Source organism: Acinetobacter sp. X9, assembly GCF_054889255.1.
This window is the reverse complement of sequence record NZ_CM142679.1, coordinates 1,617,730-1,632,608: the sequence shown is the minus strand read 5'-3', so window position 1 is coordinate 1,632,608 and position 14,879 is coordinate 1,617,730. Positions and strand designations below refer to the sequence as shown.

Annotated in this window: 13 protein-coding genes; 9 read left to right on the top strand and 4 right to left on the bottom strand. The window is 36.1% G+C overall.

Features of this window, described 5'->3' with window-relative positions:
* Nucleotides 1-13: 13 nt before the first annotated feature.
* Nucleotides 14-1,222 (bottom strand): aspartate aminotransferase family protein, encoded by a 1,209-nt coding sequence (locus ACYU0V_RS07750; protein ID WP_002121101.1) that lies wholly within the window; start codon nucleotides 1,220-1,222, stop codon nucleotides 14-16.
* 227 nt (nucleotides 1,223-1,449) lie between these two features.
* Between ACYU0V_RS07750 and grxD the strand changes: the two genes are divergently transcribed.
* Complete coding sequence (gene grxD / locus ACYU0V_RS07745; RefSeq protein WP_002120913.1) at nucleotides 1,450-1,791, top strand: Grx4 family monothiol glutaredoxin; 342 nt, start codon at nucleotides 1,450-1,452, stop codon at nucleotides 1,789-1,791.
* A 47-nt stretch (nucleotides 1,792-1,838) separates the two neighbouring features.
* On the opposite strand, the gene ACYU0V_RS07740 is transcribed toward grxD, so the two are convergent.
* Nucleotides 1,839-2,162, bottom strand: coding sequence for a hypothetical protein (locus ACYU0V_RS07740; RefSeq protein ID WP_461849647.1), 324 nt, complete (start codon nucleotides 2,160-2,162; stop codon nucleotides 1,839-1,841).
* 241 nt (nucleotides 2,163-2,403) lie between these two features.
* On the opposite strand from ACYU0V_RS07740, the gene ACYU0V_RS07735 reads away from it, so the two are divergent.
* Complete coding sequence (locus tag ACYU0V_RS07735) at nucleotides 2,404-3,303, top strand: LysR family transcriptional regulator (protein WP_002120927.1); 900 nt, start codon at nucleotides 2,404-2,406, stop codon at nucleotides 3,301-3,303.
* 45 nt (nucleotides 3,304-3,348) lie between these two features.
* Here the strand turns inward: ACYU0V_RS07735 and map are convergent, their stop codons facing one another.
* Nucleotides 3,349-4,143 carry a type I methionyl aminopeptidase gene (gene map, locus ACYU0V_RS07730; RefSeq protein ID WP_002121088.1) on the bottom strand — a complete coding sequence of 265 codons (795 nt, stop codon included), beginning with the start codon at nucleotides 4,141-4,143 and terminating at the stop codon, nucleotides 3,349-3,351.
* 352 nt (nucleotides 4,144-4,495) lie between these two features.
* On the opposite strand from map, the gene brnQ reads away from it, so the two are divergent.
* The 3 genes from brnQ (at nucleotide 4,496) to ACYU0V_RS07715 (ending at nucleotide 6,920) form a co-directional block, all read left to right on the top strand.
* Nucleotides 4,496-5,797 carry a branched-chain amino acid transport system II carrier protein gene (gene brnQ / locus ACYU0V_RS07725; protein WP_032006454.1) on the top strand — a complete coding sequence of 434 codons (1,302 nt, stop codon included), beginning with the start codon at nucleotides 4,496-4,498 and terminating at the stop codon, nucleotides 5,795-5,797.
* A 189-nt stretch (nucleotides 5,798-5,986) separates the two neighbouring features.
* Entirely contained in the window at nucleotides 5,987-6,406 is a 420-nt protein-coding gene (locus tag ACYU0V_RS07720) for a GlcG/HbpS family heme-binding protein (protein ID WP_046813672.1), read from the top strand.
* A 259-nt stretch (nucleotides 6,407-6,665) separates the two neighbouring features.
* Complete coding sequence (locus tag ACYU0V_RS07715) at nucleotides 6,666-6,920, top strand: hypothetical protein (RefSeq protein ID WP_005068965.1); 255 nt, start codon at nucleotides 6,666-6,668, stop codon at nucleotides 6,918-6,920.
* A gap of 25 nt (nucleotides 6,921-6,945) precedes the next feature.
* On the opposite strand, the gene ACYU0V_RS07710 is transcribed toward ACYU0V_RS07715, so the two are convergent.
* A complete protein-coding gene (locus ACYU0V_RS07710; RefSeq protein ID WP_461849646.1) occupies nucleotides 6,946-7,401 on the bottom strand; it encodes a hypothetical protein in 456 nt (151 codons plus the stop codon).
* A gap of 141 nt (nucleotides 7,402-7,542) precedes the next feature.
* Between ACYU0V_RS07710 and ACYU0V_RS07705 the strand changes: the two genes are divergently transcribed.
* The 4 genes from ACYU0V_RS07705 (at nucleotide 7,543) to ACYU0V_RS07690 (ending at nucleotide 14,240) form a co-directional block, all read left to right on the top strand.
* Nucleotides 7,543-8,403 carry an alpha/beta hydrolase family protein gene (locus ACYU0V_RS07705; protein ID WP_025464285.1) on the top strand — a complete coding sequence of 287 codons (861 nt, stop codon included), beginning with the start codon at nucleotides 7,543-7,545 and terminating at the stop codon, nucleotides 8,401-8,403.
* Nucleotides 8,404-8,719: 316 nt separating this feature from the next.
* Nucleotides 8,720-11,572, top strand: coding sequence for a phosphoenolpyruvate--protein phosphotransferase (gene ptsP / locus ACYU0V_RS07700; protein WP_461849644.1), 2,853 nt, complete (start codon nucleotides 8,720-8,722; stop codon nucleotides 11,570-11,572).
* Nucleotides 11,573-11,587: 15 nt separating this feature from the next.
* Nucleotides 11,588-12,535 carry a 1-phosphofructokinase gene (gene pfkB / locus ACYU0V_RS07695; protein ID WP_461849643.1) on the top strand — a complete coding sequence of 316 codons (948 nt, stop codon included), beginning with the start codon at nucleotides 11,588-11,590 and terminating at the stop codon, nucleotides 12,533-12,535.
* Entirely contained in the window at nucleotides 12,522-14,240 is a 1,719-nt protein-coding gene (locus tag ACYU0V_RS07690; protein ID WP_461849641.1) for a fructose-specific PTS transporter subunit EIIC, read from the top strand. The genes pfkB and ACYU0V_RS07690 overlap by 14 nt, the downstream gene beginning before the upstream one ends.
* Nucleotides 14,241-14,879 lie beyond the last annotated feature (639 nt).

Sequence of the window (14,879 nt, the reverse complement as noted above, 5' to 3'; positions counted from 1 at the left end):
TTGATGTAAAAATTTAAAGATAGTTATTAATTAAAGCAACTAAACGCTCTAACAAGTCATCAGCCTGTGCTTGAGTCATATTAATTGGTGGTAATAAACGCACTACTGAACCAGCTGTAACATTAATAATAAGTTTATGTTGATCTCGAGCTATTGCAACGAGCTCAGCGCAGTCTTTAGGCAATTGAATACCAATCATCATACCAAAGCCACGTACTTGCACATTTTTATCTGCCAATTGCGCACGTAATTGATCAACAATATAACCACCAACAACTGCCGCGTTTTCTACAGCATTCTCTTTTTGGATTGTATCAATTACTGTATAAACCACACGAGAACCTAGCACTGTGCCACCATAAGTAGACCCATGGCTACCAGGTCCTAATAAGCCAACAGCTTTACCTTGGGTCATTACCGCGCCTACTGGAAAGCCATTACCAAGTCCTTTAGCAGTCGTCAAAACATCAGGCACAATGTTTGTATGTTGATAAGCAAAATACTTACCGGTACGGCCGTTACCTGTTTGGATTTCATCTAGCATCATTAGCCAGTTATGTTGATTACATATGGTGCGGACTTCTTCAAGATAGCTAAAGCCTTGAGGTGCTGTATTAATACCACCCTCACCTTGAATAGGTTCAATCAAAATCGCAACAATATCTGGGTGCTGCAAAGCAGCTTCTTGAATTGCTTCTACATCACCAAATGGCACACGAATAAAATCATTGGTTAAAGGAGCAAAACCATCTTGTACTTTCTTATTACCAGTAGCTGAAAGTGTTGCTAAAGTACGACCATGAAATGATTGCTCTGCCACAATTATCTTTGGGGAGCTTACACCTTGTTGAGTACCAAATTTACGAGCAATTTTAATGGCACCTTCATTTGACTCCGCACCACTGTTTGAAAAGAAGATCTCTTCCATACCCGAAACTTCAGCAAGCTTCTGAGCAGCTGCCGTTTGCCAAGGAATCTCAAATAAGTTACTCGTATGCACAAGTGTTGCAGCTTGTTCAGCAATTGCTTCTGCAATGACTGGATGCGCATGACCTAAACCACATACAGCAATACCGGTTAAAGCATCTAAATACTCTGTACCATCTTCGGTATATAGATATGCCCCTCGGCCTCGTACAAAACTGATCGCTTGGCGACCATAAGTAGCCATTAAATGTGATGGTTGATCAGGTTGTATTGGAGCTAGGGTAATATCATTCATAACGAACTCTGTCTGTATGAGGTTTTAAGAAGGGTTTATATAAGCAAAAACTGGCTCTGATGAAAAGTCTCATCACTCATTTATCTAAAATTTCGTCTGCTTTTTACTATCGCTTCGGTTTATACAATAAAATATTGAATATTCAATGCAACTTTAAGTAATCAGGTGGTTTGCAAAGCGGTGTGAACACCCCCTATAATGCTGCTAGATTAGTTGAGGATCTCTTTATGACTGAACAAGCACGTGATACTGAAGCGTTAATCCGCGATCAAATTGCGAAGCATCCCGTTTTACTTTACATGAAAGGCACTCCACAGTTTCCACAATGTGGTTTCTCTGCACGTGCTGTAGAGGCGCTCAGTCAAATTGGTCGTCCATTTGCATATGTAAATATTTTGGAAAACCCTGATATTCGTGCAACATTACCAAAAATTGCGAACTGGCCTACATTCCCGCAACTTTGGGTAAATGGCGAACTTATTGGTGGTAGCGATATCATGCTTGAAATGTTCCAAAATGGCGAATTAAAACCATTAGTTGAACAATACAGCGCAGCGCCAGAAGCGTAAATAATAAAAAAGCCAATCAATAGATTGGCTTTTTTATACTCTCAATTTTAACGATCACTTACCCCGACATAGCGAAATAAATTTTCCACACCTAAATCAGATTTTAAAATAATTAGATTTTCATAAGTTGTTGTCGTGAGAGCTTCAAAAATATTCATATTCGGATCTTCGTGCAACTCATCCACATTTTGATCCATACACTCATCAAATCGATCAGCAATAAATTCAAACCCCAAATCCATAGCAATAAATAAAGTATGTTCACATGGCTGAATATATTGTTCTTGCGCCCAGTCAATTATTGCTTGTTTGCAAAATGGACATTCAATATTCGCAGAAGCATCGTTAAGTTCGATCAATTGATAATGCATTAGATTTGAGAAGAATAGAAAATTGTAGTGTAAAAGAAATTAATTGAAAGTTCTAGAAAAGGTTAGAGACACTAAGCAAAAATGCACATTAGAATTACATTGTAATGACAATATAATTTCAAAGTCTCATTTAAAGGAAATACATTAGTGTATGTTTTAATTACAAAAAATTTAGTTTAAGAATTATCGTTGCAAAAATAATAATGTAAAATCATGGTTGTTGCAGAAATAGGATATTTTAATGCTCACTGATCTTGATGATTTTTATTGTTTTGCTCTCGTCGTTGAGCATGGTGGTTTTAGTGCCGCTGAGCGTGTAACGGATATACCAAAATCAAAACTAAGTCGTCGTGTATATAGCCTAGAAGAAAACTTAGGCGTTCGCCTGATTCAACGCAGCTCTCGTCATTTTGCTGTTACAGATATTGGGATGGATATTTATAGACATGCTCAAGTCATGATGAATGCTGCACAGGCTGCTCATGATTTGGTTGATCATTTAAGTATTCAACCTAGAGGTGTTGTAAAGGTTAGTGTTCCTGTTGATATTGCTCAAAATCAACTGCCTAAAATTTTGCCTGCTTTCTTAAAAAAATATCCAGAAATTCGTTTGCAACTTATGGTCAGCAATCGTCGAGTAGATGTCATTAATGAAGGGATTGATATTGCTTTACGTGTTCGCTCAAAACTAGATGATGATCCAAGTTTAGTTCTTAGACAGTTTGCACTTATTGAACAGAGTCTATTTGCAAGTCAAGCATATCTAAATGAATTTGGAGATATAAAAAATCCAGAACAACTTAGTGAGCATCGCATTTTAAGTTTGTCAGAAGAGCATCTTGATCAACAATTCCTTTTGCATGGTCCAGACAATCAACAAAAGAAAATCAAAGTCAGCCCTATCGTAATGGGTACAAATATCCATATGTTGGCGCAATTAGCGAGTCAAAACTGTGGAATCGCTTTACTACCAGAGAGCGCAGCAGAAGATTTTCTAAAATCTGGACAGCTTGTACAAATTTTACCGGAATGGAAAGCTCCTCACGGTATATTACATGCTGTATATCCATCACGCCGAGGGTTATTACCTGCTGTACGAGTATTTATTGATTATTTGGTAGAACATCTTTCTGAGCATTAAAATGAATTTAAAAAAAGTTCGATAATTATCGAACTTTTTTTATTTTTAAATTACAGGATAGTTTCCTACACCTTCAGGCCAAGGTGTTAAGAGTTCAAAGCCAGTGTCAGTTACAGCAACCATATGTTCCCATTGCGCAGATAACGAAAGATCTTGAGTAATAACTGTCCATCCGTCATTTAATTCTTTAACCTGTGGTCTACCCGCATTAATCATCGGTTCAATTGTAAAGACCATACCTTTTTTTAATACTAAGCCTTGGCCGCGCTGTCCATAATGTAAAACATTAGGTTGTTCATGATAAACCTTACCAATCCCATGACCACAATATTCTCGAACAATGCTATACCCTTCTCGATGAGCAACTGACTGAATAGCATAACCAATATCACCTAGTGTAGCTCCTGGCTTAACAGCATGAATCCCAGCAACCATCGCTTCATAAGTTGTATCAACAAGTTTTTTTGCTTGCGGGTTTACATCACCTACAAAATACATGCGGCTCGTATCACCAAAATAGCCATCTTTAATAATTGCGACATCAATATTAATAATATCGCCATCTTTTAAAATCTTATTCGGTGACGGAATTCCATGGCAAACTACTTCATTTACTGATGTACATATTGTTTTAGTAAAACCATGATATCCCACATTCGCAGGAATAACTTTTAGAGTATTTACAATATAGTCATTACACAGGTTATCTAAATATTCCGTAGATACACCTGGTTTAATATATGCCCCTATCATTTCTAAAACTTGTGCAGCCAAGCGTCCAGAAATTCTTAACTTTTCCAGATCTTGTTCAGTTTTTATTGTAACAGTAGAAGCTCTCATTCAATTTTATCCTCGTAGACATTGCTTTTACCACGCCTACAAAAATGTAAGTTAATTTAGAATATTCTAGAACGGATATAGGATAGGCTGGAAGCATTAAATGCCCAAATATTCAACATTCATAATAGAAATTCATACTTTTATTTTTGCATAATTTCTTTAAAAAGTCAGAGGCAAAAAATGATTTCCTAATTTCTTTCAATGGTTTTTCAAATACATACCTTAACCAGTTGATATTTTTAATATCTACTAAAGGTTTTTATGCTCTGAAAAAAATCTTTTTCACATAAAATACCGCTTGATCATGATCTCTTTTGCTCTAAAATTCCTTCTTTTTTATTAATTTTAATTTATGCAACATCTCCGTACTGGAGATATTATTGCCCTAGGTTTTATGACCTTTGCTCTTTTTATTGGGGCTGGCAATATTATCTTTCCTCCCATTGTCGCTCAACAAGCCGGTGATCATGTATGGCTAGCCGCTATAGGCTTTTTGATTACTGCAGTTGGTCTACCTGTAATTACCATCATGGCACTCTCTCGTATGCAGGGTTCCATTGAAATTATTAGCTCTCCTCTCGGTCGAGTAGCAAGTCTGATTTTAACCGTTGTTTGTTATTTATCAGTAGGCCCTTTATTTGCTACTCCACGTACAGCTACTGTTTCTTATGAAATTGGTTTTTCATCTTATTTTGGAACATCAAGTAGTAGCCTTTTAATTTACAGCGCAATTTATTTTTCATTTGTAACTGTAGTTTCACTTTATCCAAACAAGTTATTAGATACTGTTGGCCATGTGCTTGCTCCGCTAAAAATTATTGCTTTAGCAATTTTAGGTATTGCAGCAGTTATGATCCCAGCGGGTTACGTCCCTGCTCCAATCAACCATTACGTTGAATCTCCAGTTTCGGAAGGTTTCGTAAACGGTTATCTCACTATGGATACTTTAGGCGCATTAGTATTCGGTATCGTAATTATTCAAGCGATTTATTCGCGTGGTGTTACCGATAAAAAATTAGTCACTAAGTATGCGATTATTGCCAGTCTTATTTCTGGTGCAGGTCTAACTTTAGTCTATTTAAGCTTATTCAAATTAGGTGTAGGTAGTCATGAAGTAGCACCAAATGCAGCAAATGGTGCAGTAATTTTACATGCATATGTTCAACATGCTTTTGGCAATATGGGTTCATTATTCTTAACTGGACTAATTTTTCTAGCATGTATGGTAACAGCGATTGGCTTAACTTGTGCTTGCGGTGAGTATTTTGCTCAGTTAACTAAATTGCCTTACAAACTTTTAGTATTCATTTTAGTTGGTTTCTCTTTCATCATTTCTAATCTTGGATTAACCAAACTTATTGCTGTATCAGTACCTGTTTTAAGTGCAATTTATCCACCAGCAATTGTTGTGATTATGCTGAGCTTCTTTTGGAAATTTTGGCACAAACCTTCTTTTATTGTCGGTTCGGTAACAAGTATTGCTTTAATTTTCGGTATTATTGACGGTATTAAAGTTGCTGGTTTTGGAGATTATTTACCTGAATTTCTTCAACATTTACCTTTAAATGAACAAAACTTAGCTTGGTTGATCCCATCTTTAGTTGTTCTAGCAATTACCGTAATTATCGACAAAGTTAAATTTAAAAACATTTAATTTAGTGTCTTTTTTGAAATCGAGTTTTACCCAAACATGATTTTATATATTGAATAAAATGCTGAGTTTACCCAACCGGCATTTTATTTCCACACTACTTTCAATGACAAATCAACTATAGATATAATCAGTTTTTACTGTAAAATTACACTAAAATAATTTTTAGCTTACTAGGAAAGAAGAGCAACAATGAAAAGTAAATATTACCTAACACAAGCAGATGCAGAGTTTTTAATGGAAGAAGCTCAAAAATATGCAATTGAACACAACTTTAAAGTCAGTATTGCTATTGTTGATGAAACAAGTTCTCTACTGATGATGAAACGTTTAGATGGTGCTTCACCTTTATCCTCACATTTATGTTTAGAAAAAGCAAAATGCTCTTCGATATCAGGTAGACCTTCAAAATTCTATGAAGAACTTCTACAAAGTGGACGCTTAGGTTTTTTAAGTATGCCTAGTGCTCAAGGAATGTTGGAAGGTGGAAAACCGATTATTTATGACGGGCAAATTTTAGGGGCGATTGGCGTTTCTGGTGTCCAATCTTTTGAAGATGCAGAAATTGCTCAACATGCGATTGATACATTTTTAAAAAAACAAAACAGCTAACCTGAAATGATAGAAAAGAGAAATTATTACACTTTTCATTTAAATATTTTCTCTTTTCTAAAAAAGTAAGTATTTTATACAAAAATATTTAATATTTACTTTTTTAATACCTTAACCTTTTATAAACATAGAGTTTTTTATAAAACTGTTCAAAAAATTTTCTATTCACTATTGAATTGAATTAAAAATAGAAGTACAACATTAAACTTATTCTTGACTAAAACATTCGGTTTTAGCGCAACCACAAGGAGGGATGGAGATGTTATCATTACATTTCAACAAACAAGTCTTCATTAACACTCTGAACAGCAAAGATTCAGTTGTTTATGGAGTAACACCGCTTGCTCTTATGCTGACTTTACTGTTTCAAGGTATGATTAAAGGAAATCTGAAGCCCGAATACTTTATGTATGCGATGGTCGTTTCTTTCATATTTTGTGTGTGGGCCTTTGTCGATCATAAGATGCGAAAACTAGCTAAAAGACGTCTTAGTCAACAAAACTCGAATACTTAAAAAATGGATGAGTAATCATCCATTTTTATACACCTAAAAATAAAAAAATTGTTCCGATAACTAAAATAGCTGTAGCTACTAATTCAGTCACAATTAATCCCACCATCATTAAAGTCATCATCCATGAAGGTAAGCTAAAATGACCTAGCTTGTGAGGACGTTTGAATTGATTTGTTGTGTCCTGTAAATAGCCATGTATGATATAAACCAGAATTGAAAAACTAAAAAATAGAATATTTGCGAATACACACCATAAAGTAATATTTTCATTTAAAACAGTAAAATAACTTAATACAGCTAGAATTAGGCTAGCAGCTGCATATAACAAACTACTTCGATGAGCGATATCCACATAATAATGAGCACGACTTAATTCTGAACGGCGTATTTGCCAATATTTCCATACCCCGGTTAACATCCCTATCCATAAAAATATGCCACTAAACACAATTGCGAGCTGTACAGCTTTCGGTAAATCCATCTTTTTTCCAATTATTTGTTTTATTCAAATTTAATGAGCTATATAACATAAATATTGACTTTATAGTCACCTTTTAACCAAGTTTCATTTCGGAACTCGTGTAAATTAAAGATATCAATAAACCAATCACTACGAAATATTATGGATAACACTTTTGAATCATTTTGGATGACCTGTAAAGATGGTTATCAACTTGCTGCACATTTTTATCCAGCTCAATCCCCAAAATCAGTAAATCCCGTGTTGATCTGTCCTGCAACAGGTATTACTAAAAACTTCTATCACTCTTTTGCTACATGGTTAAGCGAACAAGGATATGACGTATTAAGCTTTGATTTCCGTGGAATTGGAGGCTCCTTACACGGGTCTTTGAAGCAAAGTACAGCAAGTATTAATGATTGGGGAGTTCTCGATATTCCTTGCGCAATTGATACGTTATTAGAAAAAACTAAAGCAGAACAAGTTACCCTTCTGGGCCACAGTGCTGGTGGTCAGTTATTAGGAATTGTTCCTAATTTTCATAAAGTAGCAAAAGTTATCGCGGTCGCAGGTTCCACTGGCCATGTAAAAGGTCTTAAAGGTAAAACCAAGTTTTTAGCACCGGTAATGTTCAATGTCATCTTTCCAATTTCTAGTGCTTTTAAAGGTTATGGTGCTACTCAATTTATTGGAATGGGAGAAAACTTACCTAAAAAAGTCGCCCAACAGTGGCGAGAATTTTGCAGCCATCCAGGCTATGTGAAAAATGCTATAGGTAAAACAGTCCATCATGATTTTCATAGTGAAATTATCTGCCCTATTACTTCAATTTGGGCAAGTGACGATGAAATTGCAACCGAGCGTAACGTTGAAGATTTATTAAAACTTTATCCTAATGCACCTACAAAAATGCTAGAGCTAAATCCCATGAAACTTGGGCATAAATCAATTGGGCACATGCTAATGTTTAAAAAATCACATCAAAACTTATGGTCACTCCTAGAACAGGAAATCCAACACTAATCTATTGATCTTTTACTTTTGCCTCTATACCCGTAATCCGGTATAGAGGTTTTTTTTAATATTAATACCCACTTCTTTTATAAAGTTAGTTTATTAACCTAATAATTATCATAAGAAATCAAAATATATTAACCACCTATTCCTTTGTATTAAAAACAAGCATTATTTACGTAAATACGTCGATATAGCTTTAAAGTTCTGCTATCGTTATTTATACGAAGCTGTTGTTTAAAAACGGTTAAACTAACCTATTTTTAATACAAACAGCTTCTTTTTTTCTGTTTAGCTAAACCAAAGAAATTGTTCAAGGATAAGTATGCTAGCACTAGAGCCTCGACATATTCATATGAATCAACATGCTGTTGATAAAAAGCATGCATTACAGTGTCTAGTAGATATATTGGTAAAAGATGGGTTAGTTACACCTGACTACATTACAGGACTCATCAATCGGGAACAACAAAGTGCCACCTATTTAGGTCAAGGCATTGCTATTCCCCACGGCACACCCCAATCGCGCGAATTTATTCTAGAAACAGGTATCCGTTTAGCTCATTTTCCAGAAGGAATTATATGGGATGGTGAAAACAGAATTTATTTAGCTGTTGTTATTGCAGCAAAATCTGATGAACATTTACAAGTTCTACAAATATTAACTCGAGCTTTAATGCATGATGTAAGTGAACAGGTAAAAAATGCTAAACAACCTGAACAAATTATTGAAATCTTACAAGCTCAACCATTATCTTTAACTTTACATGAGAATTTAATTCAAACTGAAATTGAATCTCAAGATATTGAAGATTTATTTTGGTCTGCATCTCAGATTTTAAAAAAACACAATTTCGTAAAGTGCGGTTTTCTAAGTTCACTTGACCCTGATCAAGTTATTCAACTACAAGATCAGATCTGGTCTATTTCAAGTAGTAAGTTTGTTCAACAACCAGCGATCAGCATTGTAAAACCTCGCCATGCTTTAGAGCTAAACGAAAAAAAATTAAACACGCTAGTGTGTATAGCTGCCAACGAGCAATTAGATAGCCAAAGATTTAATCGACTGATTGATATTCTATTTAATCCAGAGCAAGTTGCACAATTAGACCAAACACAAGCACCAAATGAAATTGCTAAAATCATTGGTGCAGATGTTATTCCAGATTGGCCTCATCGTTCTGTTGTACTCGCTAATGCACATGGATTACATGCTCGACCAGCAACTCATTTAGTGAACTTAACCAAAAGTTTTCAAGGTGATATTCAGGTCGCAGTAGATGACGGAAATTTTGTTTCTGCTAAAAGTTTGACGCGCCTCTTGGCTTTAGGTTGTAAACGTGGCCAAACTTTACGTTTCATTGCCGAACCAGAAACCGATGCTGTTGAAGCTTTAGATAAAGTTATTTTGGCAGTGCAACAAGGCTTAGGTGAAGAAGTTGAACCTATACAATCTTCAGACATCAAAATAGAGCAATCTAGTAAAATCCCAAGCCATTCAAAACCACTTAGCACAAATACAGGAATTGCTGCTTCAAGCGGTTTAGCTTTCGGACCTGTACATGTAATTAAGCCAAAGGTTTACCAATATGAACGTATGGGTTTAAGTGTCAAAGTAGAGAAAGAAAAACTTGATATTGCGCTTCATGCTGTTAAAAACAATATTCACCAAGTTATTGCAAAATCTGAAGTGGCTGAGATTAAGCAAATCTTCCAAGCACATTTGGAAATGCTTGACGACCCAGATCTGATTAATGGTGTTTATCAAAAGATTAACTTAAATCTTTCAGCCCCTGCTGCATGGCATGAACATATTGAAGCAGCAGCCAAAGAGCAAGCAGCTTTACCAGATCGATTACTAGCTGAACGTGCTACAGATTTACGTGATATTGGTGATCGCGTTTTGGCTCAACTTTGCGGTGAGGTCATCATCGAAGAACCTAAAGAACCTTATATTTTGATCATGTACGATGTGGGCCCAAGTGATGTAGCCCGACTTAATAAAGATCGAGTAGCGGGTATTTTGACAGCTGTAGGTGGTGCAAGCGCTCATAGTGCTATTGTTGCTCGTGCTTTGGGTATTCCTGCAATTGTTGGTGCTGGTGATCAAGTACTAGATATTGAGCAAAAAAGTTCTCTTTTAATTAATGGAGATACTGGAGCTTTTATCTTAAATCCCAATGCTCAACAAATCGAACAAGCAAAACAAGAACGAGAGCTTCAGAAAAAAATTCGTGAAGAAGCTGAACGTCACAGCCAAGAACCTGCGATTACTCTAGATCAACATCAAATCGAAATTGCTGCCAATTTAGGAAAAGTTCAAGCAACAGCCCATGCGGTAGAATGTGGAGCTGAAGCAATTGGCCTACTCAGGACTGAGCTTGTTTTTATGGCGCATAGTAGTGCTCCGAGTGAAGCTACCCAAGAAGCAGATTATCGTATTGTTTTAGATGCTCTAGCGGGCCGCCCTCTCGTAGTACGTACGCTAGATGTAGGTGGTGACAAACCGCTTCCTTATCTTCCAATTGCTGAAGAAGAAAATCCATTTTTAGGTCTAAGAGGTATCCGTTTAACGCTAAGACAGCCAGAGCTGTTGCGTCAACAACTTATTGCTTTGCTTAAAGCTGCAGATGATCGTCCTTTACGAATCATGTTTCCAATGATTGGCCGTGTGGAAGAATGGCGTGCTGCAAAAGCTATTCTTGATGAAGTTAAAGCTGTACATCCATGCGCTAACTTACAAGTTGGTATTATGATAGAAGTTCCTTCTGCTGCTTTACTTGCACCTATTCTCGCGCAAGAAGTAGACTTTTTCAGTATCGGAACAAATGACTTAACTCAATATACATTAGCCATTGACCGTGGACACCCTATTCTATCGGCTGAAGCTGATGGACTACACCCAAGTATTTTGCAATTGATCGATCAAACTGTAAAAGCTGCACATAAGCATGGCAAATGGGTTGGTATATGCGGTGAACTCGCAGCCGATCCAAAAGCTGTACCCATTCTAATGGGCTTAGGGGTGGATGAGCTTAGTATGTCACCGAATAGTATTCCTTTGGTTAAAGCCCAAATTCGTACACTTAACTACAGCCAAGCTCAAGTGCTTGCAAAGCGTGCACTTGAATGTGATAGCGCTACTGCTGTACGTCAGTTATCCGAACAAGAAATGTAAAAATTAGGAATGGTAATGGCTAAAGTTTTAACAATTACTTTAAATCCTGCAATTGATGTGACTATACAACTCAATGAGTTACAGATAGGTGAAGTAAACCGCCAACAATCTGTAGAAATACATGCGGCAGGCAAAGGTTTAAATATTGCACAAGTTTTAAAAGATTTAGGGCATGAAATTGTTGTTTCTGGTTTTCTAGGAGCAACAAACAGACAGATTTTCGATGACCATTTTAAAGAAGCTCAATTTCAGTCTGAATTTATTTATATTGAAGGTGAAACTCGCCAAAATATAAAAATTGCTGAACATTCAGGACGTATGACGGATTTAAATGGAAAAGGTTTTTTCGTATCTGAACTAGATAAGAAGCACCTCTTCCAAAAAATTGAAATGATTTTGCCTCTGGTAGATGTGGTTGCTATTGCTGGAAGCATTCCGCAGGGATTTAGTGTTGATGAGTTAAAACAACTTATTAAACTCATTCAAGCGCAAGGGAAAAAAGTTGCACTAGATACAAGTGGTAAAGCGTTGGTTGCTGCCATTGAATGTCAGCCATGGATGATTAAACCAAATACAGATGAGTTAGTAGAAAGTTATCAGCTTCCTGCTACAACCTATGCTGAACAAAAAAAGCTTTTTGAAAACCTAGCCAAAATTGAACATGTCGTTATTTCGATGGGTGAAGACGGTGTAAACTGGTTACATGACACTCACCCACTTCACGCCACAGCACCTAAAGTAATAGTTAAAAGTACAGTTGGTGCGGGTGACTCTCTTTTAGCAGGTATGATTCATGGCTTATTGAGTGGCTTCTCTGCTGAAGAAACATTAAAAACTGCTACAGCAATTGCAAGTCACGCTGTAACACAAGTAGGCTTTCGTATTCCTAATGCTGAAAAGCTAAACCAATTAAAAGCCCAAACAACAATCAATTCATTGAGTGAATCTGATGCCAACTGCTAAACGTTTATTATTTGTTATTAATAGTCCGCAACAGCAAGTCAATGCTTTGATTTTAGCTCGTAAGCTTGCACAAGTCGCGTTCCAACAGGGTTATCAAAATAGCATTATTTCACTTGATGAATTCGAAGTGAATGAAAGCTTTGACCAAGTTATCGTTGTTGGACAACGCCCGAAAAATCTTAATATTTTTGGTACGCACCCTTTATCTTTTATTAATATTGAAGAGATCAAAAGTGATGCTCAGTCAGCTCTTCAAACTGCTTTAGATCATTTTAAGTCTGCTCAAGACTGGCAAAATGATAATAGCTTATCAGCATCTACAGCTAAAAAATTTGTTGCGATCACTGCATGTCCTACGGGTGTTGCGCATACTTTTATGGCCGCCGAAGCTTTACAGCAAGGTGCAGAAAGACACGGTTATGATATTGAAGTAGAAACTCAAGGTTCCGTTGGCGCAAAAAATATCTTATCACCTCAAGCTATTGCTGATGCAGACATCGTTATTCTTGCGACTGACATTGAAGTTAATACAGACCGTTTTGTAGGTAAACGTGTTTATAGATGTAGTACAGGTTTTGCTCTAAAGCAAACAGATAAAGCTTTCGCCGAGGCAATCAGTAATGCGCAATTTTTAGAACAAGGTAAGCAACAAACATCTACAGAAAATAAAGATAAAGCCGAAAAAGTTGGCGTATATAAACATCTCTTAACAGGTGTCTCTTATATGTTACCTATGGTGGTGGCAGGAGGTCTTTTAATTGCCCTCTCTTTATGCTTTGGTCTCAATGCTGCTGAGCAAGCAGGCAGCTTACCAGCCATATTAAAACAAATTGGGGCCGCAGCATTTATGCTTATGGTTCCAATGTTATCTGGTTATATTGCCTACTCGATTGCTGATCGCCCTGGCCTCGCACCTGGTTTAATTGGCGGCTTACTTGCTTCTCAGTTACAAGCAGGTTTTTTAGGAGGTATTGTCTCAGGTTTTCTTGCAGGTTATATCGCACTATTTATCGCTAAAAAACTTAAACTTCCAACTAGTTTAGAAGCACTTAAACCCATTCTAATTATTCCGTTATTAGGCACATTATTTGTTGGTCTAATTATGTTTTATGTGGTTGGACAGCCAGTAGCACATATTTTTGAGCTAATGAAAGATTTCTTAAATAACATGGGTACAACAAATGCTGTGTTAATGGGAATTATATTAGCAAGCATGATGTGTATTGATTTAGGTGGACCAATCAATAAAGCAGCCTACGCTTTTACTGTTGGACTGCTGACAACAAATACTTATATGCCTATGGCAGCCACGATGGCAGGCGGCATGGTCCCTGCTATTGGTATGGCTATTGCAACTTTCATTGCTAGGAATAAATTTAGTACTGGAGAGAAAGATGCCGGAAAAGCAGCTTTCGTATTAGGTTTATGTTTTATTTCTGAAGGTGCTATTCCCTTTGCAGCTAAAGACCCAATGCGTGTTATTCCAACTTCCATTTTAGGTGGAGCTGTGACTGGAGCACTCGTTGCCCTATTCCATTGTGAGTTGGTTACTCCTCACGGCGGTGTATTTGTTCTTTTAATTCCCAATGCGATTAATCATGCTTGGTTATATCTTGCTGCAATTGCTACTGGTAGTATCGTTACAGGGATAAGCTATGCGATTGTTAAGAAAAAAATAGAAGAAAAAGCTGTGACCACTGCATAATTAAAAAGGGAGAATATAAATTCTCCCTTTTTTATAAATTATATGTGCCTGATCTCATAAAAATTTAAACTGAGAGTTTTTAATATTTAATTCTCTTTCTCTGAGACTTAAATCATTTAATCTGAATAGCTCTTGCCATAATCTTTGTGGGCACTTCTTCTGCGAGTATTACGGTTAGATTGGCTCTTTTGAGATTTAATGGATAAAATTTATTAAAATTATAATTTATAGACAAAAACACCTCTATTTCAAAAGCTTATGATTTCAAATAATATTTGAAATTTATTAATAAAAATCAGTTACTTAATATATAAATCTAATTTTATTTTACTAAATAATAGATGTTTCATGTTAAATGTATGGTAAATTTCGGCAACACAAAAACAATACAAGTGATTGATAAAAATAAATATTTTTTATTTAAATATCTTAATTTTTCATAGTTATGACTTTAGAGACAAAAACTTTCTCGTTCAATGCCACGTTCAAATCATAATTTTTTTTCTACGATGCCCTTGCAAGTAATATCGTTCAATTAACGATCAAGCAAGCTTAGATGCAATCTTACATATCCACTCAAAGAGTTTCAGGTACGGCTTTGTTAAACAGTTTTTACCTTTAATAATCTTTGATTATAGC